The following is a 25,460-nucleotide window of genomic DNA, read 5'->3' as shown; positions in this document are numbered from 1 at the left end:
GTATCACCGTCCCGACCTGTATCTACACTGAACTCATTAGGGATGTTCGTGACAACCGGAACCATCATGCGCTACCAGCGGATGCTCGTACCGGTCCTCACCCTGGTCCTTGTCATGGTGCCCGTCACCTGCGCGCAGGCACAGGGTGAGGAAGTCCCGCACGGGCCCACGTTCGCCGCGCGCGCTCTGCAAGCACTGATCGACGGCATCCAGTTCGGAGTGATCATCGCGATCACATCGGTGGGACTCTCGCTGATCTTCGGCACCATCCATCTGATCAACTTCGCGCACGGCGAGTTCGTCACCATCGGCGCCACCTTCGCGTTCTTCCTCAACGTCTCCCCGGCCGGTCCCGGATGGCACCTGATCCCCGCCGCCCTCGCCGCGGTGGTCTTCGGCGCCCTGCTGGGCGGGGCGGTCGACCGCGGCATCTGGCGCCCGCTGCGGGCCCGGGGCACCGGGCTGATCAACATGTTCATCGTCACCATCGGGCTCTCACTGCTGCTGCGCCACGTCGTGCTCGTGCTCTACGGGACCCGGCCCGCCTCCTATGCGCAGTACGACATCCAGAGCGCCTTGGACCTGGGCCCGGCCGGTATCACCCCGCGGGACCTCACCGTCACCCTGCTCTCCGTACTGGTGCTGCTCGGCACCGCCGCGCTCCTGCAGAAGACGCGGATCGGCACGGCCGTCCGGGCCGTCTCCGCCAACCGTGACCTCGCGGAGGCGTCGGGCATCGACGTCCAGCGGGTGGTGCTGTTCGTGTGGATGCTCGGCGGCGGGCTGGCCGCGCTCGGCGGAGTCTTCTTCGGCCTGGTGGAGATCGTCACCTGGGACATGGGCTTCAAGCTCCTGCTGCTCATGTTCGCCGGGATCATCCTGGGCGGCCTCGGCTCCGCCTACGGCGCGATGGTCGGCAGCCTCGTCATCGGCATCGTCGCCCAGATGTCCACCCTGTGGTTCCCGGTCGACCTGCAGTACGCGTGGGCGCTGCTCGTCCTCATCCTCGTCCTCCTCGTCCGGCCGCAGGGCATCCTCGGCCGGGCCGAACGCGTCGGGTGAGGGGTGTGCCATGGACTTCTCGGCCATCGTCTCCGACGCCCTGCGCTCCGGGATCGGCCCCATCGCCGCCGTCTACGCCCTCGCGGCGATGGGACTGAACCTGCACTTCGGATACACGGGGCTGCTGAACTTCGGCCAGGTCGGATTCATGCTGGTCGGCGGCTACGGACTCGCCATCACGGTGTCGACGTACGGCGGCGCGATGTGGCTCGGCGTCCTGGGCGGAATCGCCTGCGCGATCGTGCTGGCCCTGCTGCTCGGCCTGCCCACCCTGCGGCTGCGTGCCGACTACCTCGCGATCACCACGATCGCGGCGGGGGAGACGCTACGGCTCTTCTACCGGTCCAGCTGGGCCGAGCCGGTCACCGGCGGGGTGTTCGGACTGCAGCGCTTCGCCAACGACTTCTACTCCCTCAGCCCCATCGAACCCGGCACCTACGGCGTGTGGCTGGTGAGGTTCAGCTCCCGTGACCTCTGGGTGATGATCGTCGGATGGGCGCTGGTGCTCGTGGTCGGAGGGCTCCTCGCCCTGCTGATCCACAGCCCCTGGGGCCGGGTCATCCGGTCGATCCGCGAGGACGAGGTCGCCGCGCGCAGCCTCGGCAAGAACGTCTACGCCTACAAGATGCAGAGCCTCGCGCTCGGCGGCGTCATCGGGGCGGTCGCGGGCATGATGCAGGCCATCCAGGTGCAGTCCGTGAACCCGGACAACTACGACCCGGGCGTCACGTTCTTCCTGTACACGCTGCTCGTCCTCGGAGGCGCCGGGCGGATCCTCGGGCCGGTCGTCGGCTCGATCCTGTTCTGGTTCGTCCTCAGCTTCCTCGACAGCGCGCTGCGCCAGGCCATCGACGCCGAGCACATCTCGCCGGACCTCATCAGCACCTCGGAGGTCGGCGCGGTGCGCTTCGCCCTGGTCGGGGTCGCCCTCATCCTGCTGGTCGCCTTCCGGCCACAGGGCATTCTCGGCAGCCGGAAGGAGATGCTGCTCAGTGGCCGCTGACCCGGCCGTGCCCCACCCGGGCCGGCTCTCCGCGATCGATCCCGAGCCGGGGGTGCGCAAACCCGACCCCCTGCTGATCCTCGACGAGGTGACCCGCACCTTCGGCGGCCTGGTCGCCGTGCGGGTCGAGCACCTGGAAGTGCAGCGCGGGGCCATCACCGCGCTCATCGGCCCCAACGGCGCCGGCAAGACCACCCTGTTCAACGTGGTGAGCGGCTTCGACCGAGCCGACGACGGCCGGTGGTCATTCGAAGGGCAGCCGCTCACCGGCGCCCCGGCACACCGGGTTGCGCGGCGGGGACTGGTCCGTACGTTCCAGCTCTCCAGAGCGCTCGCCCGGCTCACGGTGCTGGAGAACCTGCTGCTCGCCGCGCCGGGGCAACGCGGGGAAGGGGCCCTGCCCGCCCTGCTGCGACCGCTGTGGCGCGGGCAGGAGCGGGAGTCCGAGCACCGGGCCGACGAACTGCTGGACCGGTTCCGGCTCGGGCCCCTGCGCGACGACTTCGCCGGCACGCTCTCCGGCGGGCAGCGCAAACTGCTGGAACTGGCCCGCGCGCTCATGACCCGGCCGGTGATGCTCCTGCTCGACGAACCGATGGCCGGGGTGAACCCCGCGCTGGCCCAGTCGCTGCTCGGACACATCACGCGGCTGCGGGACGAGGGGCTGACGGTGTGCTTCGTCGAGCACGACATGGACGTGGTCATGGGCATCAGCGACTGGGTGGCCGTCATGGCCGACGGCCGCCTGGTGGCCGAGGGCCCACCGCACACGATCGGCCGGAACGCCGCCGTCGTGGACGCCTACCTGGGCAAGCGGCACGACGAACCGGAGGCGGCCGACGACCAGGGAGAGGAGGACTAGCGATGTCCGCTGAGGAGCAGGCACCGGTGCTGGCGGCCGACGAGATCGTCGCCGGTTACGTACCGGGCGTCGACGTACTGCGCGGATGCAGCGTCGAGGTGCGGCCGGGCGAGGTGGTCGGCGTGATCGGCCCCAACGGCGCCGGCAAGTCGACCCTGGTCAAGGCCGTCTTCGGGCTGCTGCGGGTACGCGGCGGGACCGTGCGGCTGCACGGCGAGGACGTGACCGGACTGCCCGCCCACGAGCTGGTCCGGCGTGGCGTGGGCTACGTACCGCAACTGCAGAACGTGTTCCCCACGCTGACCGTCGAGGAGAACCTGCGGATGGGCGTGTATCTACGGCCCAAGGACCACGCGCGGCGGGTCGCGGCGGTCGAGGAACTCTTCCCCCTGCTGGCCGACCGCCGCAAGCAGAAGGCCGGTGCCATGTCGGGCGGCGAGCGCCAGATGCTCGCGATGGCCCGCGCCCTGATGATGGAGCCGCAGCTGCTGCTGCTCGACGAGCCGTCGGCCGGCCTGTCACCACTCCACCAGGACCACGTCTTCGACCGGTGCAGAATGATCAACAGCGCGGGCGTCGCCGTGCTCATGGTCGAGCAGAACGCCCGCAGGTGCCTGCAGCTCTGCGACCGCGGCTACGTCCTCGACCAAGGCCGCAACGCGTACACCGGCACGGGTACGGCCCTGCTGCACGACGAGAAGGTGATCGAGCTGTACCTCGGCACGCTCGCCCGCGTCCGTTGACTCCCGCTGTCGGTTCTCCCGGTCACTCCTCGGCCTTGCTGGTCTCGGTACGCAAGGTCTGCAGCTTCCCTTCGTCGTCGTAGCCGTACACCTCGATCGACGCCTGGCCTGGTTCGCCCTTGTCGGTGAAGTCGAGCGGACCGCTCACACCGTCGTAGTCGATGTCCTTGCCGTCGGCGATCAGCTCCTTGCAGGCGGCGAACGAGTTGCACTTCTCGCCGTCCTTGGTGATGCCGTTCATCTCCTTCACGTAGTCGCCCGGATCGTCGGACTCCGCCTTCTCGGCGGCGAGCGCGATCGTCGTCGCGCAGTCGAACACCTGCGGCGCGAACTGCAGCTCCTTCAGATCCGGCGCGAATTCCTGGAGGTCCTTCACGTACTGCTCGTTCGACGCCGAGGCCGGGGCGGTCCCCTTCATCCCGGAGAGCCTCTCGGGCTGGCCCGGGGCGACCAGCGAGGGCAGTTCCTCGCTGCGCAGGCCGTCGGCGCCGTAGACGCCGATCTGGTCGGGCCCGAGTCCGGACTCGATCATGCCCTGCAGGATCTGGGTGCCTTCCTCGAAGGCGATCACCACGGCGGCGTCCGGCCTGGAGTTCTCGATCTGCTGGACGACCTGGTCGAAGTTGCTCGCCTTGGGGTCGTAGGTCTCGGCCAGCGTCACCGTCGCACCGCGCTCCTCCAGCGTCTTGCGGGTGGCCTCCATCAGGCCGCGCCCGTAGTCGTCCGCCCGCGCGACCAGCGCCACCCGGTCGTGGCCGTCGTCGCGGACGACGTCGGCCAGGATGGGACCCTGCAACGCGTCGCTCGGGACGGTACGGAAGTAGAAGCCGTCGTCCTCGTAGTCGGTGAAGGTCGGCGCGGTGTTCGACCCCGAGCACTGCACGACGCCCGCACCGGTCACCCGGTCGATGAACGCCAGCGACATGCCGGAAGCCGCGGCGCCGACGATCGCGTCCACGCCTGCCGCCAGGACCCGGTCCGCCGACTGTGCGGCAACGGCCTCCTGGCCCGCCTCGTCACTGGAGACCACGGTGGGCACGGACTTGCCCAGGACCCCGCCGGCGTCGTTGATCTTCTCTATCGCGAACTTCAGCGACTCGATCTGCGGCGGGCCGAGATAGGCCAGCTGTCCCGTCTCCGGCAGGACGTAGCCGAACTGGAGCTCACCATCGCCCGGATCGGCCTGGGCGGTGCCCGTCGTGCCGCAGACGGCTATCACAAGAGCGGCCGCGCTCGCGAAGATCGCGGACCGCCGTATCGACGCTTTCATCTCCGCCTCCGCTCGTACAGGCGGCGGTGGTCGACTGGCCGGCCATCGCCCGCCATCTGTACTTGAGGTTAGATCTCAAATGGAGCCCGGAAAAGCACGAAACGTACACTTTTTCGATCGAGTGGGCTCAGCCTGCATCGAGGTCGCGCACGAGGCGAGCGCCGCCAGGGTTACGACGCCCGCGCCAGTCGCACGATCGCCGCGATCGACCGGTCGACGTCGGCCTCGGTCGTGGAGTGGCCGGAGACCGAGATGCGCATCAGCCGTCGGCCGCGCCAGGTGGTGGCGCCCATCCAGCAGGTGCCGTCGTCCTGCACGGCCTGCACCACCCGGTCGGTGCGGGAGTCGTCGCCGAAGCCGACGAGGACCTGGTTGAGCGTCACGTCGTTGACCACGTCGAAGCCCGCCGCGGTCAGGCCGTCGGCGAAACGGCGGGCGAGGGAGCAGCAGCGGTCCACGAGTGCCGAGACGCCGTCCCGGCCGAGTTCGCGCAGCGCCGCCCAGGTGGCGAAACCGCGTGCGTGGCGGGAGGACTCGACGGTGTAGTCGGCCCCACCGACCGGAGCGCCGTCGGCACGGGTGAGGTAGGAGGCGGTGTACGACAGAGCGTCGGCGTGGACGGCGGGGCGGGAGCAGAACGCGTAGCCGCAGTCGTAGGGCACGTTGAGCCACTTGTGGCCGTCGCAGGCCCAGGAGTCGGCCAGCTCGACCCCGTCGACGAGGGGGCGGGTCGCCGGGCTCGCGGCCGCCCACAGGCCGAAGGCGCCGTCGACGTGCACCCAGCCGGCGCGGGCGTGCGTGACATCGCAGGCGGTACGGAGATCGTCGCAAGCCCCGGTGTTCACGTTGCCCGCCTGCGTACAGACGATCGCCGGGGTGTCCGGGTCGGATGCCAGTACGCGGCGGAGGTCCTCGGCGTCGAGGGCGCCGCGCCCGTCCGTGCGGACCATGTCCACGCAGTCGGTGCCCAAACCGAGCAGCCGCAGCGAGCGGTCGATGGTGGCGTGACGCTCCTCGCCCGCGACCACCCGCAGGCGCGGGGCGCCGCCCAGCCCCTGGCGCGCGACATCCCAGCCGGCCTGGGTGAGCAGGTGCTGCCGGGCGGCCGCGAGTCCCGCGGTATTGGCCGCCTGCCCGCCGGTGACGAACCCGGTGGACGCCGTGGCGGGGAGCCCGAGCAGGTCCTTCAGCCAGGCGCCCGCCGCCTCCTCCGCGGCGAGGGCGGCGGGCGAGAGCGCGGCGTTGAAGGCGTTCTGATCCCACCCGGCGGCCAGGATCTCCGCAGCGGTGGCCGCGGGCAGCGCCCCGCCGACGACGAAACCGAAGAAGCGCGGCCCCGCAGTGGCGACGAGTCCCGTCTCGGCGGCGGCCACCAGCTCGTCGATCACCGTGAGCGGGTCGGCGGGGGAGTGGTTCAAGGGGCGGGAGAAGGCGGTGCGCAGGGCTGCGTGGTCCACGGGACGCGCCACCGGCCGCCCGGGCAGCGAACGGCGGTAGGCGGCGGCGTGCTCGGCGGCGTGACGGATGATCCTGGTCAGCTCGTCCATGCCCGGACCGTAACCGCCCGTCTGAGCGGGCGGGAACGGCCAATGGGGGGAGACTGGCCTGCGCTGGAGGAGCGGTTCGCACCGAGGGCGGCGCTCGCCGCCGGCAGGTTTACCTGGTCGAGGACCTCCAGACCGCGCTCGCGGCGTACCCGGGGGCGGTGGTCGCCGTCTCGCACGACCGCGGGTTCCGCGCAGGATTCGAAGGGGAGCGGTTGGAGCTGCACGAAGGCCACAGACGTTGACCGCGTCGGGTTTCCCTCCGCCGCGAACGGCCTTCACCGCCTGTCCTTGAACTGCTCCGCATCCCTGAATCCCCGAACGCTCGTGCGGTGGGGCGGTGGGGCGGTGGGGCGGTCGGGCGGTCGGGCGGTCGGGCGATGAGTTCACCGTCCTCGAACGGTCTACCCGGCGACACGACCGTTCTCGACAGGAGTGCCATGTCCACCATCCAGCCAGTGATCGTGACCGCCGACCAGGACGCTCTGCTCGGCTTCTACACGAAGTTGTTCGGCGCTGAGGAGACCTTCCGGGTACCGGCGGAAGGCCCGGCCTTCTACCTCGGCTTGCGCATCGGCGACACCGACCTCGGACTCGTGGCCCAGGCGAACGCGGGGACCGGGCCGGCGTCGCGGATCCTGCTGAGCATCGGTGTCGAGGACGTCGACGAGACGCTCGGCCGGGTGGTGGCGCTGGGCGGCTCGGTCCGCAGCGGCCCCAACGACATGCCGTGGGGCCAGCGCGTCGCCCACATCTCGGACCCCGACGGCAATCCGGTGAACATCACTCAGCCGATCCCGGCCCGGTGACGCCGTTCCGGGCGACGCCGGCAACCGGCCGGCCGCCGACGTCGGCCGCGGGGCGGTGACGGTACTGCCCAGGTGGCATGCCGTACTCGCGCTTGAACGCCTTGGCGAAGGCGAACTCCGATGTGTGGCCCGCGCGTTCCGCCACGACGCGCAGCGGCGTGTCGCCCGAGCGCAGCAGTCGGCCCGCCGCTGTCATGCGCACCCAGGTCAGGCAGGCAAGGGCGGCCTGCCCGCCAGGGCGGTGAGGCGACGCGCGAATGCGCCCCTGGACAGGAGGACATGCGAGGCCAGCCCGTCCACTGTCCAGGGCAGAGCCGGGTCGGAGTGCATCGCCTGCAGTGCGGCGGTCACCGCGGGGTCCCGCAGGGCTGCCGCCCAGCCCGTCGTCTCCCGCCCCTCCGGTGATCTCCGCAGCCACCAGGTGCGCAACAGGTACACCAGCAGCGTGTCCAGTACGCCTTGTCCGCCAGCACCACGAAAGGCCGGGTCCTGGGCCTGCGGCACGGCCATCCTGGACAGGACCGTTCGCTGGCTCAATCCGCTGGTCTGGGATTCTTGCGCTGGTTGGCGTTGAAGCGCGCTTTCTTCTGACGATTCCCGCACGTGTTCATGTCGCACCATCTGCGGGTGCGACTTTGGCTGGTGTCGAAGAAGGCGGCTTGACAGGTGGGAGATGCGCACAAGGCCAATCTCCCGTCCCGTTCACCGGCGATGATGCTGATCGCATCGGCGGCGATCACGCTCAGGGCGTCTTCCACACAGGAACGCGAGCCGAGCCGCCACTGCCGCTTTCCTTCAGGCGTCAGGATCGCGGCAGCCCGCCCTTCGACACTGCGGTCATTGATGACGTGGACAGCAGATTCAGGGAGCGGGTCCTGCATTGCGGCCGCTGTCGCGGCGGCGTGAATCGACTCCCGCAGTTCCCGGGCGAGGTCGAGCTGGGCAGTGGTGCAGGAGTCCACGGGGAGGCCGCTCACTGTCAGCCAGTCGACGAGTCGGTGCGGCGTGGGAATGCGCTCCACGGCGTTGCCACGACGCTCCGTCAGAGTCGCCGTGAAGCTGGTCGCCAGCACCTTGCCGAGGCGGAAATCAGGGAACTCAGCACGCATGGAACCACCTTAGCCGGTTGTGAGCCGGCGCGGTGGCATGCTAGAACCGTCTTAGCCGGTTCCGCGATGGCCAGGAGGCCTCATGCCCCGTCCAACCAGCGACGTGCAAGCATTTGAAGCCCATGCGACTGACACCGACCTCGACGATCTGCGCGGGCGACTAGCTGCGGCGCGCCTGCCGGAGACCGAGACGGTCCATCGCGCCGCGCCGGATCCTCGCCGATGGGAGCAGGGCGTTCCTCTGGCGGACCTCGTCGATCTCGTGGACTACTGGCGCACCGGGTACAACTGGCGGTCGTTCGAACAGCGCCTTGCGGGTATCGGCCAGTTCCGCACGACCATTGATGGTCTGGGAATTCACTTCCTGCACCGTCGATCCGCGCGCGCAGATGCCGCTCCTCTGATCTTGACGCACGGCTGGCCGGGCAGCATCGCTGAGTTCATCGATGTGGTGGACGAGCTCGCAGATCCGGCCGCTGCGGAGGCGCCGGCGTTCCACGTCGTGGTCCCGTCACTTCCTGGCTTCGGCCACAGCGACAAGCCGGCCGCCACCGGGTGGGGAACCGAAAAGATCGCTGCCGCATGGGTCGAGTTGATGGGAAGGCTGGGCTACAGCAAGTTCGTGGCCCACGGCGGCGACTGGGGAGGCAACATCACGACGGTCCTCGGCGGCAGGTTCCCGGCGCACGTTCTCGGTATCCACACAACGTTCGCGGAGGCGCCGCCCGGGTTGACAACAGACGGGCTGACGGCCGCCGAGCGTAAGTGGACCGAGGAAACACGCCATTTCTGGCGCCACCGCGCCGCGTACGCGAAGCAGCAGGCGACCCGACCGCAGACCATCGGCTACTCGCTCGTCGACTCACCGGTCGGCCTTCTTGCCTGGATCCTCGACAAGTTCGCCGAGTGGTCAGACACCGAGGACAGCCCGTTCGAGAGGATTTCCAGGGACCGCATTCTCGACAACGTCACCCTCTACTGGCTGACGCGGACCGGCGCATCGGCGGCTCGCATCTACTACGAGAGCCACAACTCGCTCGATCCCGAACTTCGTGTCGACGTCCCGTCAGCAATCACGATGTATCCCCGCGACATCGAGAAGTGTCCACGCCCCTGGGCGCGGGAGCGGTACCGGCAGATCGTCCGATGGAGGTCGCCCGAAATCGGGGGACACTTCCCGTCGCTGGAGGTTCCCGAGTACTTCGTCAAAGATCTGCAAGAGGGCCTCGCGGCGGTGCTGGCCGCTGAGCGGTGAATGCGCCTCGGTGACTCGGCACTCGACGAACGGTGACCGGGGCGGGGCCGTTTGCGTCAATGGTGCCGCGGTTCAGGGTCACCCAGTCGCGATCGGCCACGGCCGTCGAGGTCAGTTGCTGCACGGGGCTCGGTCGGTCTCGCTGTGGACCCGTCCCGTGGCTCCGGGTGATGCGAGTGCTCGGCAAATCTCAGGGACTCGGCGCGGTCAGGTACCGCTGGATCGTCGGTGCCAGCCATGCCACGATCTCCGCCCGCACCAGCTCCACCGCCGGCGGCATCCGCAGCACGTACCGCGTGAGCGCCAGGCCCAGCAGCTGCGACGCCATGAGTGCCGCCCGTGCCGGGACCTGCTCGGGGTCGGGGCACACCTGCCGGGCGACCGGCAGCAACTGGTCCCTCAGGATGCCCTGCATGCGCTCCGCCCCGGCCTGGTTGGTCACGCCGACCCGCAGCAGGGCGGTGAGGACCTCGTTGTCCTCCCACATGTCGAGGAAGTGCTCGACGAGGATCCGCCCCGCGTCCTGCCGGCGGTCCGCTCCGCTCACGTCCGGCAGCCGCAGGTCGATGGCGACGGCCGCCGCGAAGAGGCCCTCCTTGTTGCGGTAGTACCGCATCACCATCGACGGATCGATGTTCGCGTCCTTGGCGATGGCCCGGATGGTGGCTCGCTCATAGCCGTCGGCCGCGAAGCGCTCGCGGGCCGCCGCGAGGATCGCGCCGCGAGTGGCGTCGGAGCGGCGGGGGGCACCGGAGCCGGGACCCGTGGAGATGCTGTCGCTGCCGTTCATGCCAACAAGCGTAGGCCAACGGACGTAGGTCAACGAAGGTTGGCCAACGAGTGTTCGCCAACGAGTGTTTGCCAACGGTTGTTGACGCCATCCTTGGTACCCCGCTATCGTCGTCAACGAGCGTTGGCCAACATCTGTTGGCACGCAGTCGATGGCACGCCGGCGTTGGCAACAGGAGGCCACCATGAACGGCACCGCCCCCCACCGCACCGTGATCGTCGTCGGCTCCGGCCCCACCGGCCTGCTCCTCGCCGGTGACCTCGCCACAGCCGGCGTCACCGTGACCCTCGTCGAGAAGCGGCCGCGCAAGATCAGCAACCTCTCCCGGGCCTTCGGGGTGCACGCCCGCACCATGGAGCAGCTCGACGCCCGCGGGCTGGCCGACGAACTCCTCGCCACCGGCGACACCATCACCGGCCTGCGGCTCTTCCGCCGCCTCGCCCTCGACTTGAGCACGTTGCCCTCGCGTTTCCCGTTCCTGCTCATCACCCCGCAGTACGAGGTCGAGCGGCTCCTGGAGCGGCGAGCCCGGGAGGCTGGGGTCGAGTTCGCGTACGAGAGCGAGGTCGTAGGGCTGCAGCAGGACGACGAGGGGGTCGACCTCGACGTGCGCGGCGCGGACGGCGCGATCGTCACCCGCCGGGCGGCCTATGTCGTCGGCGCCGACGGTCACCGCAGCGCCGTGCGGGAGGCGATCGGCCTGGACTTCCCCGGTGTTTCCGTCATCAAATCGCTGATCCTGGCCGATGTCCGGCTGGCCGAGAAGCCCGAGGGCGTCCTCACCGTCAATGGCCGCGGCGACGCCTTCGCGATGATCGCATCCTTCGGCGACGGCTGGTACCGAGTCATGGGCTGGAACCGCCGCAACGAGGTCTCCGACGACGCCCCGCTCGACCTCGACGAGGTCAAGGAGATCACCCGCCGTGCCCTGGGCACCGACTACGGTATGCACGAGGCCCGCTGGCTCTCCCGTTTCCACAGTGAGGAGCGCCAGGCACCGCATTACCGGGTCGGGCGGGTCTTCCTTGCCGGAGACGCCGCGCACATCCACTCGCCGGCCGGCGGACAGGGTATGAACACCGGCCTCCAGGACGCCGCCAACCTGAGCTGGAAGCTCGCCGCGGCCGTCCAGGGCCGGGCGCCCGAAGGGCTCCTCGACAGCTACGAGGCGGAGCGCCACCCGGTCGGCAAGGCGGTGCTGCGCAGCAGTGGCGGACTGGTCCGGCTGGCCCGCGCGCGGAATCCGCTGCTGCGTGCCGCCCGCGCTCTGGTTTCCGCGTTCGTCGACATGGCCCCGCCCGTCCAGCGCAAGGCCCTGGGCCAGATCACCGGGATCGGCTATGCCTACCCCGCCCCCCGCGGCGCCCACCGCCTCACCGGCACCCGCGTCCCCGACGTCGCCCTGAAGGACGGCCGGCTCTACGAGGCGCTGCGCGGCGGCCGGTTCGTGCTGATCACACCCGGGACGTATGAAGGCCCCGGTGCCCGTGAGGGGTGGCTGACCGTGGAGCGCTGGGCGGGCGACCGCCGTACGACCGTCCTGGTACGGCCCGACGGATACGTGGCCTGGGCGGCGGAGGGTGCGGATGCGGCGGTGGTCGAGGAGGCGGTGGCCCGGTGTCAGGGCTAGGTACCTCTCGGCTGGATCGTGTTGGGTGCACCGATGGCGCCTTTCGAACGTGGCCTCCTGCTTGAACGCTCTGAAAGGATGGCAACGTGACGACCAACTCCCACGGACGATCTGACGTGCCGCCAGGGGAAGTCAGCGTTCCCACTTCCGACGGCGGTCGACTTTGGGCTGATCGCAACGGCACCGGAAGCCCGGTCGTGCTGCTGCACGGCGCCGGCATGGACTCGCGCCTGTGGGACGCCATCGTTCCCGAGTTGGCCCGCCACCACGACGTGATCCGCTACGACGCCCGCGGGTTGGGACGCTCCACGCCTCCAGGCAAGCCGTTCAGCGATGTCGAGGATCTGCGCGCGGTCCTTGACCACTTCGGCCTTCGTCAAGCCGCCCTGGTCGGGTTGAGCATGGGCGGGGAGACGGCGCTGGACTGCGCCCTCGCCCACCCGGAGCGTGTCGCCGCACTTGCCCTGATCGGTGCCTCGGTCAGCGGTCACGTCTGGCCGCAGAGTCCCGAGTTGTCGGCCTACGCCACGGCCCGGCGCAAGCGGGACACGGCCGCCCTGGCCGAGCTGGAACTGACGATCTGGGCAGCCATGGGCCGCGCGGCTCCCGGGGGAGAGCTCATCGAGAGCATGGTCGCCTCGAATGCCGAGCGGCGAGTCGTGAGCGAACAGCACTGCGTCGTCTCCACGGGCCGTGATGCAGAACCACACCTCGGAGACATCGTCGCGCCGACGCTGGTCATCCACGGCGAGCACGACCACCCGGAGATCGCGGTGATCGCCGAACGACTCGTCACCGGCATCCCCGGCGCCCGGGCCGAGACGATCCCGGACGCCGACCACTACCTGCCACTCCGTACGCCCGAACGTCTCACCGAGCTACTGCTGTCACTCCTGCCCTGACACGCACCACTCGTCAGGGCGCCTCGTCGCCACGTGCCGCTCCTGGCGCAGCACTTCGTCGAGGTCGTTGAGCCGGTCCAGGCCCTGCACCGCGCGCCGCATTCGGGCGTTGCCGGACAACCGGTGCCTGTGCCGGTGCTGAGGAAGGCCCAGTACCCGGCGGTGTAGGGACACGCCCGCGGGCCGGTGCGGTCGGTGGGCCGGAAGGCGCAGCCGTCGCACAGGTCGCTCATACGGTGGATGTAGGCGCCGCCGGAGGTGTACGGCTTGGTGGTCATCCGGCCCCCGTCCGCGTACTGGGACATGCCCAGCACGTTCGGCACCATCACCCAGTCGTAGCCGTCGACGAAGCAGCGGTGGAACCAGTCGGTGACGGCGGCCGGGTCCCAGCCGCGCTGCAGGGCGTGGCTGCCCAGCAGCATCAGGCGGGGGATGTGGTGCGTCCATCCGGTGTCACGAACCTGGGCGAGCGCTGTGGCCAGGCAGCGGGCGGTGACCGTGTCCGCGTCGAGTTCGCTGAAGTAGGCCGGCAGTTCTCGTGTGTGCCCGAGTGCGTTGCCGTGCCGGTAGTCCTCGCCGAAATGCCAGTACAGCTGCCAGACGTACTCCCGCCAGCCCGCGACCTGCCGGACGAATCCTTCGGCGCTGTTGACGGGGACGGTGCCCTCCCGCCAGGCGTGCTCCGCGTGTTCCACGCACTCGGCAGGGTGCAACAGCCCCAGGTTCATCGAGGACGACAGCAGACTGTGGGCCATCACCGGGTCGCCGGCCAGCATCGCGTCCTCGTACGGCCCGAACGAGGACAGCCGGTACGCCACGAAGCGGCGCAGCGCCGACAAGGCCTCGCGCCGGGTGGCGGGGAAGAGGCGGGGGCCGCCCCGGCCGACGAACCGCACCCCGTCCTCGCGCTCCCACCTGTCGAGGTCCTGGCGCACCTCGGCGTCGATGTGGTCCTCCCGCGGCCGGTACGGCCCGGGCACGTGCAGTGTGCCGGCGCCGCGCGGCGGAGGCTCGCGATTGGCGTGGTCGTGGTTGAAGCGGCCTCCGGCCGGGTGGCCGCCGTCCATCAGCAGGTCGTGCCGTTCGCGCACCCAGTGGTAGAAGTTCTCCTGGAGCAGCCGCCGCCCACCGAGCTCCTCGGCCCAGCCTGTGAACTCCTCGTGCGAGACCAGGAAGCCGCAGGCGGGCAGCACACGTACCCCTGGCAGGGAACGAACCAGCCGCAGCGCCGCGTACGAGGTGGGGTGGCACACGGTCACCGGGGCGTCGCCCACCGCGCGACGCAGACCCTCGCGGTAGGTCTCCGCCCGCACGTACGTCACCTGCTCACCCAGCTCCGCCGCGCGGTGCCGCATCGCCGAGAGCACCAGATGGGCCTTGGCGCGGTGGAATCGTCTGCGCCGGAAGACCGATTTCGCCTCGACCATCACCACGGGCGCCCCGCGGTCGGGTCCCTGCTCACGGACGGGGGTGAGGAAATGCGGGCGTTGGTCGCCGAAGAGCCAGTGCGGGGTGGACATGCAGGGAGCCTTCCGTCAGGGGCGGGGCATGCGGAGGGTTCGCCCACCGGATCGGTACCGGATGCGGCGGACCGGGGAGCGTCCCCCGTACGGGTGCTGATCAGCCGCTCTCCCCAGGTGCCTTCGATGCGTCCTGACAGGTGTCAGGAAGACACCGGCGATCAGGGTGGGTACGTTCCCGGGAATGCCGCAGTGCAGCACCGTGTGCCCCACCACCGGTGTGCGCCCCGCCTGACCTGTTCGTAGCCCCGGCTGTCGTCTTCGCGCCGGCCCGATGATGAACCGCCTGTACGCATGCCGGACCGGCACCCGGACAAAGTCCCTGTCCCTCTTGCCTCCTCAGGAAAGGAAAGGCATGTCCATTCTGAAGCGGTACGCATCCCTCGCGGCTGCGGCCCTCGCCCTGTCGGCCGTCGCACTGACGGGACCGGCATCCGCGGACACGGCACGAACCCCGGCGGCCTTCGACAAGCAGGCCCGCGCCGCCGGACTCAGCCGGGACGACGCCGACGCTCTCCAGGCCAAGGTGGACCGCTACCTCGCCCGCCAGGACGGACGACAGGTCTCGGCGAACGAGATCGCCCTGGCCGACGGCGTCAAACTGACGGTCACCGTTCCCGGCGAGCGATACGTGCGTGACCTGAGCACACCGGCCGCAAACCGTGCCGCGGCACAATGGGAGTGCGACTACACGTACTTCTGCATGTTCCGTCAGACACTCGGCATGGGCGACCGGCTCGCGCTGTACCACTGCCAGGACTACGCCCTGCGGGACTGGACCGGCGAAGGCTCCTACTACAACAACCAGACCCCCGGCACCCGGGCAGTGTTCAAGAACCGGAACCGCAACGTCATCCACACCACCCTCGGCGCCCCCTTCAGCGTCGCGAGCTATGACTGGACCCCCGTCTGGTTCGTCAGGCCCTGCTAGCAGCTCGCCTCGGGCGACATGATCGCCATGCGGAGGCCGGGCACCGCTTCGGTGAGATGCTCGTACCTCGACCCACTCGCGGCCTTTCCAGCGCCGAGACACGCCCCGAACTGGGTTAAAGGTCGGGTTAAGCGGCGGGGTAAAGGTTGGTAGTCTCCGGGTGGAGGTGGACCGACATGGCATCCGAGGAAGAGCTGTTCGCCAACGTGGACGCTCTGCTGGAAGAGGAGCCGCAGCTCCCGCACCCGGCGGAGCGGGCACGGCTGCGAGAGGCCGCCGGCATCACCCAGGCCCGCCTCGCCCAGGCGTTGAAGACCACGACGCAGACGGTGAAAAACTACGAGAACGGCCGCTCGGAGCCGAAGTCGCCACGCCTGGAGGCCTACCAGCGTCTGCTCCGCGGCTGGGCAGAGAAGTACCCCGCACACAGCGCCCCGGCTCCGGGCCCCTCGCCCCGGCCGGAGTCGCGGAAGCCGCTCGGCAGCCCACCCGCTTCCGAGGAGACGGAGCCGGAGAGCGTCGCTCCCGGCAGAGCACCCGTCGCCCCGGAGCGCGGTGCCCCCCGGCGCACAGTGACGTCGCCGCGGCGCCCGGCGCCGAAGAGGACCCCGCAGCCCCCCGCCGACTCACGGTTCCCGCACGGGCCGCTGGCCGTGCTGGACGGAGACGGCTCCGCATACGGCGTCGACGGCATCGTCCTCGACTGCCCCGCCGCGTCCGTGCCGGAGTTGGTCGAGTGGACACTGCGCGAATCCGGCCTCGGCGCACCGCGCCTGCACCGCAACGGCAAGGACTCCGACCCGCTGATCGTCCTCACCGCCGCGGCCGCCGTGAAACTCGGGCTTCCCGAACGCCTGGAAGGCCATGAGCAGCGCCGCTCCCTGCGCCTGCCCGAGGACCACCCCGTGGTCAAGCAGGTGAAGAAGGCGAAGTGGCAGCTCACCCAGCGCGGGTTCGGCCCATGGGCGCGCATCTACCGCAAGGCGCACGGCACCCAGCGACAGTGCGTGCAGCTGGCACTCCTGTCCTGGGACGCCCTCGACGAGCGGTCCTGGCCCGGCCTCGCCGACATGGAGCCGGCCGACATCGCCCGCGTCCTCGGTGTCTACGCCCAGCGCGTCATCACCCCGCGCGGCTCCACGGCCGTCTCGGGGCTGGAGCTGATGACGGCCCTGCGCCCGCCCACCCGCGCGGTACGCGACGAAGCGACCGGGAACTGGATCCCCGGCCACAACCCGGGCAGCCTGGGCACGGAGCCGATGGACCCGGCGCCGCCGGAGGCCACGCCGGAGCATCCCGTGGTCGTCAACTCCGGCTGGAAGGGCGGCTTCCTGAACGAGGAGGCGTACCAGTGGGTCCGCGACGTCGACCTGCTGACCGACGAGGAGTGCCACCTGCCCTATGCGGTCGGCCTGGACCTGAACACGGCGTTCCTCGCGGCCGCCGCCCGGCTCACGGTCGGGCTGTCGGCACCGGACCACTTCCGGGTGCCTCAGTTCAATCCGAAGATCCCCGGCTCGTGGCTGGTGGACCTCTCGCACGTGGAGCTGGACCCGCGCCTGCCCAGCCCGTTCACGCCGACCGGTGAGCGGCCGGCCGGCCCGGCCTGGTACCAGACGCACACCGTCGCCTATGCCCAGGAACTCGGCTACAACGTGCAGCCGCTGGAGGCGTATTTGCGGCGGGAGACCGGCGCGTACCTGGATCCGTGGCACGACCGGCTCAAGGCCGCCTACCTCGACACCCTCGCCGACCTCGGGGTCACCCGGGACCTGGACGACAGCGCCTTCCTCGCGGCGATGGAACGGCACAAGGACGCCGACCCGGCCCTGACCGCCGTCCTCGCGGCGATCAAGGCCACCGTCAAGGGCGGCATCGGCAAGTTGCGCGAGCGCCCCCAGGGGCGGCATTACAAGGAGGGGGAGCGCTGGCCGGCCCTGGAACGCCCGACCTGGCGCCCCGACATCCGTGCCGCGGTCATCTCCAAGGCACGGGTCAACATGCACCGCAAACTGCTGAACATGTCCCGGATGACGGGCCTCTACCCGCTCGCGGTGCTGTCCGACTGCGTCGTCTACCCGAGCCCCGGCCCCTCACCGTTGGACTTCCTCCCCTACGCCGCCTCCGGCAAGCCCCAGCCCGGTGGCTTCCGCCTCGGCCCCAGCCCGGGCATGGCGAAACTGGAAGGCGTCCAGGCGATGCTCTGGGCGGTCGACCTGATGGAGAAGGGCCTGAACCCCTCCCGCCACGTCAAGGGCGGCGACGCCGTCCTGGACGACGGCGAGTAGCGTGTGACCCGGGAAGGGAACTGACGCCGTGGGAGAAATCGACGACGCCATCGAGCGCGCCGACCAGGAGTCCTTCACTCGCCTGCCACCCAGGACCCTCAAGGGCCAGATCAACTTCCTGATGAGGCAGCTGAAGACGACACGGGCCGTCGCAGCGGAACTCGGGGTGAGCCAGCGGTCGGTGGAGCGCTACCGCACGGGCGAACGCAAACGCCCGCCGGAGGACATCCAGCAGCGGATCGACGCCGCCGTCCGGTCTCGATGGCAGCCCCAGGTCCGCAGACGCCGGCGCAAGGAGGCCGCCACCAGGCGCGGTATCACGGTGGAGACCAGGGCCCGCTTCGGCTACACGGCACCGGTCGGCACGACCGACGACGGCCGCTTCCGCCGCCTCACCGTGCACCTCCCCCCGGCATACGCCCAGCAGCTGTTCGACGCCCGAGAAGCAGGCGCCACCGACCAGCAACTGCGTCAGATCATCGCCGACGGATTCAGGACCACGTACTTCCAGGACGGCGGAGCCCGCGCAACGGACCTCTCGGACGTCGCCATCAACGACATCGACTACATCGACCTCGACTACTGAAGGCGTAGGCCGCGGTGACGGCAGCCGATGCCGCAGGGCGGGGTACCTACGATCGATGCGGGGTCGGGCCCAGCCGGCGAGATCGAGGGCGTCGGCGCCGGAGTCGAGAGCCCTGCGACTCGGCACCCATGTCGTCGGAACCGGCCCGGGATCCTTCGCCCAGTACATGACGATGCCGGCCTGCGTCTACCCACCCGGCACACCCCGGATTCATCGCCTGGCCGAGGGACCGGCAGTACTGCAGCGACTGGCGGCGGGCGAGACCAGCGGCAAGCTCGCGCTCGATCCCTGGCGCTAGGAAACGCCCGTTGCCTGCTGTTGCTGATGCTTCACCCGGCCCGCGTCAGCCACCTACCAGGAACTTACTGCGCCCCGTACACCGGCTCCGGAGCCGTCGCCTCCGCGAGGAGCTTCAGCGCGGCTTCCCCGGCCTCGGCCGGGGACCACCGGGCGCCCTTGTCCGCCGTGGGGCCGGGGCGCCAGCCCTCCATGACCGTGATGCGACCGCCCTCCGCCTCGAAGACCCGGCCCGTCACACCGGCGGAGGCCGCGGAGCCGAGCCACACGACGAGCGGGGACACGTTCTCCGGCGCCATGGCGTCGAAGCCGGTGTCGGGGGCCGCCATGGTCTCGGCGAACGTCGCCTCGGTCATCCGGGTGCGTGCCGCCGGAGCGACGGCGTTGACCAGGACGCCGTAACGGCCCATCTCGGCGGCGGCGACCAGGGTCAACCCGATGATCCCGGCCTTGGCCGCGGAGTAGTTGCCCTGGCCGACGCTCCCCGACAGCCCAGCTCCGCTACTGGTGTTGACGACCCGGGCTGCCGGGATGCGGCCGGCCTTGGTCTCCGCGCGCCAGTGGGCCGCCGCGTGCTTCAGCGGAAGGAAGTGCCCCTTGAGGTGGACGCGCACGACGGCGTCCCAGTCGTCCTCGTCGAGGTTCACCAGCATGCGGTCGCGCAGGAAACCGGCGTTGTTGACCAGGGTGTCGAGGCGGCCGTAGGTCTCGACGGCGGTGCGGATCAACGAGGCCGCGCCCTCCGTCGTGGCGATGTCCCCGCCGTGGGCGATCGCCTGCCCTCCGCGGGCAACGATCTCGTCGGCGACGAGCCGCGCGGGCCCCGTCTCGGTACCGGTCCCGTCGAGGCCGACGCCGAGGTCGTTCACGACGACCTTCGCGCCCTCGGCGGCGAGGGCGAGGGCGTGCGCCCGGCCGAGTCCGCGCCCCGCCCCGGTGACGATCGCGACACGTTCGCTGCACAGTCCGGACATGCTCTGGGTCCTTCCGATGGGAAGTCTGGAAAGCGAGTTCAGTTCCCGGCGGTGGCGGCGTCGAGGAAGGCCGGGCGTTCGCCACCCCCATGGACGAGCAGGCTCGCGCCGCTGATGTACGCCGCGCGTTCTGAGGCGAGGAAGACACAGGCGTCGCCCACTTCGGCCGGGTCGGCGAGCCGGCCGAGCGGCACCGTGCGGCCGACGGCCGCTACGCCGTCCTCGTCGCCGTAGTGCAGATGCGACAGCTCGGTGCGCACCATGCCGAGGACCAGCGTGTTGACCCTGACCAGCGGGGCCCATTCCACGGCCATGCTGCGGGCCAGCTGCTCCAGCCCGGCCTTGGCCGCACCGTAGGCCGCCGAGCCCGGTGACGGACGGCTGCCGCTGACACTGCCGATCATGACGATCGACCCGCCGCCGGGCTGAGCACGCAGTAGCTCGTAGGCGGCGAGGGAGGCGGTCAGGGGGGCGAGCAGGTTCAACTCGACGACCCGTGCGTGCCGTCCGGCCCCGCCCTGTTCGAGCATCCGGTACGGCGTGCCCCCGGCGTTGTTGACGAGGACGTCCAGCCTGCCGTACTCGTTCCTCACCTGCGTGAAGAAGGCGCCGACGGCCTCCGCGTCACGCAGGTCGACCGGAAGGAACCGGGCGGTGCGCCCAGCCGCTTCGACCGGCCGGTCCGCGGGGCGCCGGGCGCAGGTCACCACCTCGGCTCCGGCCTCCAGCAGGGCCCGGGTGATGCCCGCGCCCACGCCCCTCGTCCCGCCGGTTACCACCGCCACGCGTCCGCTCAGATCGGTGATCGTTGCCATGGGGGACCTCCCGCGAGGCGTACTCCGCTGCTACCTTCATGCCTAACAAACGTTTGGTGGAAAGGTAGCTGATCCGCTCATGGGTGTCTCCACCACAAGCCCTGAAGAGGGCATCGCGGTCATCACCGTGGACTTCCCACCGGTCAACGCCCTTCCTGTGCAGGGCTGGTACGAGCTGGCCGCCGCGGTGCGCGCGGCCGGTTCCGACCCCGGCGTGCGCTGCGTCGTCCTCACCGCGACGGGGCGCGGGTTCAACGCGGGCGCCGACATCAAGGAGATGCAGCGCACCGAGGGGTTCACGGCGCTCGTCGGCACCAACCGCGGCTGCTACGACGCGTTCGCGGCGGTCTACGACTGCGAGGTCCCCGTGGTCGCCGCCGTGCAGGGCTTCTGCGTCGGCGGCGGGATCGGCCTGGTCGGCAACGCCGACTCGATCGTGGCGAGCGACGACGCGACCTTCGGGCTGCCCGAGCTGGACCGGGGTGCGCTCGGCGCGGCCACCCATCTGGCCCGGCTGGTTCCCCAGCACCTGATGCGGACGCTCTACTACACCTCGCGCACCGTGACGGCCGGCGAACTGCACCGCCACGGCTCGGTCTGGCGGGTCGTCCCGCGCGAGCAGCTGCACGCCGCGGCGATGGAGCTGGCCAGGGAGATCGCCGCCAAGGACGGGCAGCTCATCCGCTTCGCCAAGGCGTCGATCAACGGCATCGACCCGGTGGACGTCCGCCGCAGCTACCGCTTCGAGCAGGGCTTCACGTTCGAGGCCAACCTCAGCGGCGTGTCGGACCGGTACCGCGAGGCGTTCGTGGCGTCCTCGGCCTCCACCCCGTCCAAGTCGCCGGAAGGGGAGGCGCGTTGAGCGACAAGACGATGACCGCCGAGCAGGTGGTCGGCCGGCTCCGCACCGGCATGACGCTGGGCATCGGCGGCTGGGGATCGCGCCGCAAGCCGATGGCCCTGGTCCGCGCACTGCTGCGCTCCGGCATCACCGACCTGACCGTGGTGTCCTACGGCGGTCCCGACGTCGGTCTGCTCGCCGCGGCGGGACGGATCCGCACCCTCGTGGCCCCGTTCGCCACCCTCGACTCCGTCCCCCTGGAACCGCACTTCACCGCGGCCCGGCAGCGCGGGGCCTTCGACCTGGTGGAGCTGGACGAGGCGATGTTCATGTGGGGCCTGACCGCCGCCGCGCAGCGACTGCCCTTCCTGCCGGTCCGGGCCGGCCTCGGTTCCGACGTCATGAAGGTCAACCCGCACCTGCGTACGGTCACCTCGCCCTACGAGGACGCCGAGGAACTCGTCGCGGTGCCCGCCCTGCGCCTGGACGCGGCGCTCGTCCACCTCAACCGGGCGGACCCGCAGGGCAACGCGCAGTACCTCGGGCCCGACCCGTACTTCGACGACCTCTTCTGCCAGGCCGCTGCCGCCTCCTACGTCTCCTGCGAGCGGATCGTCGACACCGCCGACCTGCTCAAGGAAGCGGGTCCGCAGACGCTGCTGGTCAAACGGGCCTTCGTGAACGGCGTCGTACAGACCCCGAACGGGGCGCACTTCACCTCCTGCGTCCCGGACCATGAACGCGACGAGGCGTTCCAGCAGGCCTATGCCCGGGCCGCCCGCGACCCGGACGCCTGGCAGAGGTTCACCGAGCGGTTCCTCTCCGGCGACGAAGAGGCCTACCAGGCCGCCGTCAAGGCCTTCCACGCGGAGCAGCCGTCATGAGCAGCGGCGGGACGACGACCGGCGTGACGCGCGCCGAGTACTGCGTGGTCGCCTGCGCGGAGGCCTGGCGCCACGCCGGGGAAGTCCTGGCCGCCCCCATGGGCACCGTCCCCGCCGTCGGCGCCCGGCTGGCCAAGCTGACGTTCGCGCCCGACCTGCTGCTCACCGACGGCGAGGCACTGCTGATCGGCGACGTCCCTGCGCTCGGAGCCCGCCCTCAGGTGGTGGAGGGCTGGCTGCCCTACCGTCAGCACCTGGCGCTCGTGGCCACGGGACGACGGCACGTGATGATGGGCGCCAGTCAGATCGACCGCCACGGCAATCAGAACATCTCCTGCATCGGCGACTGGGCCCGTCCTGCCCGGCAACTGCTGGGCGTCCGGGGCGCACCGATCAACACCCTGAACAACCCGACCAGTTACTGGGTGCCCAAGCACTCCCCGCGCGTGTTCGTGGAGCAGGTGGACATGGTGTGCGGAGTCGGATACGACCGCGCGGCCGAGGCCGGCTGGTCGGCCACCCGCTTCCACCACGTCCCGGAGGTGATCAGCAACCTGGGGGTCTTCGACTTCGCCACCCCGGATCACACCATGCGGCTGCGCTCACGGCACCCGGGGGTCACGGTCGAGCAGATCCTGGCGGCCACCGGCTTCGCCCTCACCGTCCCGGGCGACGTGCCGTACACCCGTGAGCCCACCACCGAGGAGCTGCGCCTCGTCCGGGAGGTCATCGACCCGAAGGGCGCCCGCGACCGTGAGGTGCCCGCATGAGTGACACCGCGATCGCCACGGCCCTCACCGAACTCGTCGGAGTGCGTACCCCCATCGTCCAGACCGGCATGGGCTGGGTCGCCGGACCCCGCCTCGTCTCCGCCGCCGCCAACGCCGGAGCCCTGGGCATCCTCGCGTCCGCCACCATGACGCCGGAACAGCTCCGCTCGGCCGTGCGCGAGGTCAAGTCCCGCACCGGCGCGCCCTTCGGGGTCAACCTGCGGGCCGACGCCTCGGACGCGGGGGAGAGGGTGCGGATCATCCTCGACGAGGGCGTGAAAGTTGCCTCGTTCGCGCTCGCGCCCCGGCCGGAGCTGATCGCCCGCCTGAAGGACGCCGACGTGGTCGTCATCCCCTCGGTGGGCGCCCGGAGACATGCCGAGAAGGTCGCGGCCTGGGGCGCCGACGCCGTGCTGGTGCAGGGCGGGGAGGGCGGCGGCCACACCGGCAGCGTCGCCACCACGGTGCTGCTGCCGCAGGTCGTGGACGCCGTGGACATCCCCGTCATCGCCGCGGGCGGCTTCCGGGACGGACGCGGACTGGTGGCGGCCCTGGCCTACGGCGCTGCCGGCATCGCCATGGGCACGCGCTTCCTGCTGACCTCCGACAGCACCGTCCCCGATGCGGTCAAGGCCCGCTACCTCGCGGCGGGCGTCCAGGACGTCACCGTCACCACCAAGGTCGACGGCCTGCCCCACCGGATGCTGCGCACCGACCTGGTGGACGCGCTGGAGCGCTCCGGCAGCACGGCATCCCTGCTGCGCGCGCTGAGGCACGCCTCCGCCTTCAGGCGGGACTCCGGCATGAGCTGGGCCGGCATGGTGCGCGACGGTCTCGCCATGAAACACGGCAGGGAACTGACCTGGAGCCAGGTCCTCCTGGCCGCCAACACCCCGATGCTGCTCAAGGCCGCGATGGTCGAGGGCCGCACCGACCTCGGTGTGATGGCCTGCGGTCAGGTCGGGGGGCTGATCGACGACCTGCCGTCCTGCGCCGAACTCGTCGACAGGATCATGGCGGAGGCACACGCCACGCTCGGCAGACTCACGACTGGCCTGTGACTACCGGCAGTCAGCTTCATCGCACTGCTCCGCCTGCCAGTACCCGGGCTCGGCATACGGCCGGAGTACCCCAAGCGCCGCGCAGGGGGCGGGCCTTGCGGATCCACAGGGACAGATCCAGTTCCTCGGTGTAGCCGACGGCGCCGTGGAGTTGCAGGGCCGTACGCGCCGCCGCGTACGCCGCTTCGCAAGCGGACACCTTCGCCGCGGCCACCTCCCGGCCCGCCGCCGGATCGTCCGCGGCCAGGGAAAGGGCGGCGGAGTACACCAGCGGCTGGGCGAACTCCAGGGCGATGAGGGTGTCGGCCAGACGGTGCTTCACCGCCTGGAACGAGCCGACGGCCATCCCGAACTGGGTGCGCTGCCGCACGTACTCCACCGTGCGTTCCAGCAGTGCCCGCCCCACCCCGAGGGCCTGCGCGGCGGTGACCAGCGCCGCCACATCGGCGGCGTACGCGGCGGCCGCTGTCACCATGGGCCCCCGCATGAGCACGACTCCTCCGAGCGGGCGGGCCTGCCTCCGGGCGGGGTCGGCCGACGGCTGCACCGGGCCGTGCGAGTCCGCGAGCCGTACGGTGTCACCGTCCACCACGAACACCGCGTCCGCGACGTCGGCGTCCAGCGCGTACGGGCTGCTCCCGTGCGACATGACGCACAGGGACGCCACGGCCTTGCCGGACGCGAGCTGCGGCAGCCAGACGTGGGCCGCGTCGCCCCCGAGCCGGCCCAGCAGGGCACCCGCGGCGACCGTCTCGGCCAGCGGACCGGGAACGGCATAACGGCCCAGCTCACCGAAAGCGACGGCCAGTTCGACGGGCAGCATGCCCAGGCCCTCGTGCTCCTCCGGAATGGCGAGGGCGAAGACGCCCGCCTCCGCCAGCCTGGCCCACAAGGCGCGCCCGGGTACGTGGTCGCCGGACGCCCAGGACCGTACGACGCCGGGTGTGCCGGCGGATCTCAGCATGCCGTCCAGGGTGCGGGCGAATTCCCGCTGCCCGTCGTCGAGGAGGAAACGCATCACCGGCGTCCCTTGGGCAGGCCGAGCAGCCGCTCCGCGATGATGTCGCGCTGGATCTCGTTGGTGCCGGCGTAGATCGGCCCGGCCAGCGAGAAGGTGTGGCCCTCGGCCCAACTGCCGTGCGCCGGCGCTTCGCCGGCCTCGTCGGACAGCTCGCCGTAGGGGCCCAGCAGGTCGAGGGCGGTCTCGTGCAGGGCGATGTCCAGCTCGGACCAGAAGACCTTGTTGAGGCTGGACTCCGGGCCGATCGATCCACCCGCGGCGATGCGCGAGGCCTGCGCGTAGGTGAACAGCTGGTAGGCGCGCGCGCCGATGACGGCGTCGGCGACCCGGTCGCGCAACGCCGTGTCGTTGAAGACGGAGACGGAGCCGGACTCGACCTGTGGCGTTGCCCCCGGGGGTCCGCCCGGGGGACGCCCCACGGGGGGGACCCGGGGGGCCCCGGGGGTGGAGCGCCCCGGGGGGCCCCAGGGGCCTCCCCGCGCGGTTGCCCGGG

Annotated in this window: 23 protein-coding genes and 2 pseudogenes; 15 read left to right on the top strand and 10 right to left on the bottom strand. The window is 70.7% G+C overall.

The genetic code is table 11. From position 1 onward, the window contains the following. The first annotated feature begins 48 nt into the window (after positions 1 to 48). The 4 genes from HNR57_RS30490 to HNR57_RS30475 are packed head-to-tail and all read left to right on the top strand — an operon-like array spanning position 49 to position 3,670. On the top strand, positions 49 to 1,062 hold the full coding sequence (locus HNR57_RS30490) for a branched-chain amino acid ABC transporter permease (RefSeq protein ID WP_221343244.1): 1,014 nt from the start codon (positions 49 to 51) through the stop codon (positions 1,060 to 1,062). Positions 1,063 to 1,072: 10 nt separating this feature from the next. Beyond that, complete coding sequence (locus tag HNR57_RS30485; RefSeq protein WP_184565038.1) at positions 1,073 to 2,065, top strand: branched-chain amino acid ABC transporter permease; 993 nt, start codon at positions 1,073 to 1,075, stop codon at positions 2,063 to 2,065. Continuing rightward, a complete protein-coding gene (locus HNR57_RS30480) occupies positions 2,055 to 2,927 on the top strand; it encodes an ABC transporter ATP-binding protein (protein WP_184565036.1) in 873 nt (290 codons plus the stop codon). The genes HNR57_RS30485 and HNR57_RS30480 overlap by 11 nt, the downstream gene beginning before the upstream one ends. Before the next feature lie 2 nt (positions 2,928 to 2,929). Next, positions 2,930 to 3,670: an ABC transporter ATP-binding protein gene (locus tag HNR57_RS30475; protein ID WP_184565034.1), complete on the top strand. Its 741-nt coding sequence runs from the start codon at positions 2,930 to 2,932 to the stop codon at positions 3,668 to 3,670. A gap of 22 nt (positions 3,671 to 3,692) precedes the next feature. Here HNR57_RS30475 and HNR57_RS30470 read toward each other — a convergent pair whose 3' ends face one another. Beyond that, the gene (locus tag HNR57_RS30470) at positions 3,693 to 4,940 is read right to left on the bottom strand and encodes an ABC transporter substrate-binding protein (protein WP_184565032.1); all 1,248 of its coding nucleotides are present in this window, start codon (positions 4,938 to 4,940) and stop codon (positions 3,693 to 3,695) included. 170 nt (positions 4,941 to 5,110) lie between these two features. Beyond that, on the bottom strand, positions 5,111 to 6,487 hold the full coding sequence (locus tag HNR57_RS30465) for a pyridoxal phosphate-dependent decarboxylase family protein (RefSeq protein WP_184565030.1): 1,377 nt from the start codon (positions 6,485 to 6,487) through the stop codon (positions 5,111 to 5,113). Positions 6,488 to 6,924: 437 nt separating this feature from the next. Here HNR57_RS30465 and HNR57_RS30460 point away from each other — a divergent pair, with 437 nt between their 5' ends. Further along, on the top strand, positions 6,925 to 7,293 hold the full coding sequence (locus HNR57_RS30460) for a VOC family protein (RefSeq protein WP_184565028.1): 369 nt from the start codon (positions 6,925 to 6,927) through the stop codon (positions 7,291 to 7,293). Here the strand turns inward: HNR57_RS30460 and HNR57_RS41100 are convergent. After that, positions 7,268 to 7,749: pseudogene (locus HNR57_RS41100) on the bottom strand (helix-turn-helix transcriptional regulator); the annotation flags it as partial. The gene HNR57_RS30460 and the pseudogene HNR57_RS41100 sit on opposite strands and share 26 nt — an antisense overlap. A 77-nt stretch (positions 7,750 to 7,826) precedes the next feature. Beyond that, positions 7,827 to 8,402: a CGNR zinc finger domain-containing protein gene (locus HNR57_RS30450; RefSeq protein ID WP_184565026.1), complete on the bottom strand. Its 576-nt coding sequence runs from the start codon at positions 8,400 to 8,402 to the stop codon at positions 7,827 to 7,829. An 82-nt stretch (positions 8,403 to 8,484) separates the two neighbouring features. On the opposite strand from HNR57_RS30450, the gene HNR57_RS30445 reads away from it, so the two are divergent. Next, complete coding sequence (locus HNR57_RS30445) at positions 8,485 to 9,657, top strand: epoxide hydrolase family protein (protein ID WP_184565024.1); 1,173 nt, start codon at positions 8,485 to 8,487, stop codon at positions 9,655 to 9,657. Between the two features lie 190 nt (positions 9,658 to 9,847). Here HNR57_RS30445 and HNR57_RS30440 read toward each other — a convergent pair whose 3' ends face one another. Continuing rightward, a complete protein-coding gene (locus tag HNR57_RS30440; protein WP_184565022.1) occupies positions 9,848 to 10,447 on the bottom strand; it encodes a TetR/AcrR family transcriptional regulator in 600 nt (199 codons plus the stop codon). Between the two features lie 184 nt (positions 10,448 to 10,631). On the opposite strand from HNR57_RS30440, the gene HNR57_RS30435 reads away from it, so the two are divergent. Together HNR57_RS30435 and HNR57_RS30430 are read left to right on the top strand one after the other, a co-directional pair. Further along, positions 10,632 to 12,077, top strand: coding sequence for an FAD-dependent monooxygenase (locus tag HNR57_RS30435; RefSeq protein ID WP_184565020.1), 1,446 nt, complete (start codon positions 10,632 to 10,634; stop codon positions 12,075 to 12,077). Positions 12,078 to 12,274: 197 nt separating this feature from the next. Further along, complete coding sequence (locus HNR57_RS30430) at positions 12,275 to 12,979, top strand: alpha/beta fold hydrolase (protein ID WP_313675190.1); 705 nt, start codon at positions 12,275 to 12,277, stop codon at positions 12,977 to 12,979. Positions 12,980 to 12,992: 13 nt separating this feature from the next. Here the strand turns inward: HNR57_RS30430 and HNR57_RS30425 are convergent. After that, positions 12,993 to 14,499, bottom strand: a pseudogene (locus HNR57_RS30425) (cryptochrome/photolyase family protein). A gap of 355 nt (positions 14,500 to 14,854) precedes the next feature. Between HNR57_RS30425 and HNR57_RS30420 the strand changes: the two are divergent. The 3 genes from HNR57_RS30420 to tpg all read left to right on the top strand — a co-directional run bounded on the left by HNR57_RS30420 (position 14,855) and on the right by tpg (position 18,304). Beyond that, a complete protein-coding gene (locus HNR57_RS30420) occupies positions 14,855 to 15,430 on the top strand; it encodes a hypothetical protein (RefSeq protein WP_184565018.1) in 576 nt (191 codons plus the stop codon). A 176-nt stretch (positions 15,431 to 15,606) separates the two neighbouring features. Further along, a complete protein-coding gene (gene tap, locus HNR57_RS30415) occupies positions 15,607 to 17,718 on the top strand; it encodes a telomere-associated protein Tap (RefSeq protein ID WP_184565016.1) in 2,112 nt (703 codons plus the stop codon). Between the two features lie 28 nt (positions 17,719 to 17,746). Beyond that, on the top strand, positions 17,747 to 18,304 hold the full coding sequence (gene tpg, locus HNR57_RS30410; RefSeq protein WP_184565014.1) for a telomere-protecting terminal protein Tpg: 558 nt from the start codon (positions 17,747 to 17,749) through the stop codon (positions 18,302 to 18,304). Between the two features lie 362 nt (positions 18,305 to 18,666). Here the strand turns inward: tpg and HNR57_RS30405 are convergent, their stop codons facing one another. Continuing rightward, complete coding sequence (locus HNR57_RS30405; RefSeq protein ID WP_184565012.1) at positions 18,667 to 19,575, bottom strand: SDR family oxidoreductase; 909 nt, start codon at positions 19,573 to 19,575, stop codon at positions 18,667 to 18,669. A gap of 38 nt (positions 19,576 to 19,613) precedes the next feature. Then, positions 19,614 to 20,390: an SDR family oxidoreductase gene (locus HNR57_RS30400; protein WP_184565011.1), complete on the bottom strand. Its 777-nt coding sequence runs from the start codon at positions 20,388 to 20,390 to the stop codon at positions 19,614 to 19,616. A 79-nt stretch (positions 20,391 to 20,469) separates the two neighbouring features. On the opposite strand from HNR57_RS30400, the gene HNR57_RS30395 reads away from it, so the two are divergent. From HNR57_RS30395 to HNR57_RS30380, 4 genes are read left to right on the top strand one after another with little or no spacing between them, the layout of a single operon-like run. After that, entirely contained in the window at positions 20,470 to 21,252 is a 783-nt protein-coding gene (locus HNR57_RS30395) for an enoyl-CoA hydratase family protein (protein WP_184565010.1), read from the top strand. Next, positions 21,249 to 22,115, top strand: a complete 867-nt coding sequence (locus HNR57_RS30390; protein ID WP_344517968.1) for a CoA transferase subunit A — start codon at positions 21,249 to 21,251, stop codon at positions 22,113 to 22,115. Before HNR57_RS30395 ends, HNR57_RS30390 begins: the two co-directional genes overlap by 4 nt. Beyond that, a complete protein-coding gene (locus HNR57_RS30385; protein WP_184565009.1) occupies positions 22,112 to 22,885 on the top strand; it encodes a CoA-transferase subunit beta in 774 nt (257 codons plus the stop codon). Before HNR57_RS30390 ends, HNR57_RS30385 begins: the two co-directional genes overlap by 4 nt. After that, entirely contained in the window at positions 22,882 to 23,946 is a 1,065-nt protein-coding gene (locus tag HNR57_RS30380; protein WP_184565008.1) for an NAD(P)H-dependent flavin oxidoreductase, read from the top strand. The genes HNR57_RS30385 and HNR57_RS30380 overlap by 4 nt, the downstream gene beginning before the upstream one ends. A gap of 16 nt (positions 23,947 to 23,962) precedes the next feature. Here HNR57_RS30380 and HNR57_RS30375 read toward each other — a convergent pair whose 3' ends face one another. Further along, the gene (locus HNR57_RS30375) at positions 23,963 to 24,964 is read right to left on the bottom strand and encodes an acyl-CoA dehydrogenase family protein (protein ID WP_184565001.1); all 1,002 of its coding nucleotides are present in this window, start codon (positions 24,962 to 24,964) and stop codon (positions 23,963 to 23,965) included. After that, positions 24,964 to 25,460, bottom strand: a 497-nt coding sequence (locus tag HNR57_RS30370; RefSeq protein ID WP_376772305.1) for an acyl-CoA dehydrogenase family protein, incomplete at its 5' end; no start/stop codon positions are given. The genes HNR57_RS30375 and HNR57_RS30370, both read right to left, overlap by 1 nt.

It is taken from the genome of Streptomyces paradoxus, from assembly GCF_014202475.1.
In the GTDB taxonomy this organism is placed as follows: domain Bacteria; phylum Actinomycetota; class Actinomycetes; order Streptomycetales; family Streptomycetaceae; genus Streptomyces; species Streptomyces paradoxus.
Note: the sequence above shows the minus strand (reverse complement) of the source record. Positions and strands in the feature narration are given on the sequence as shown.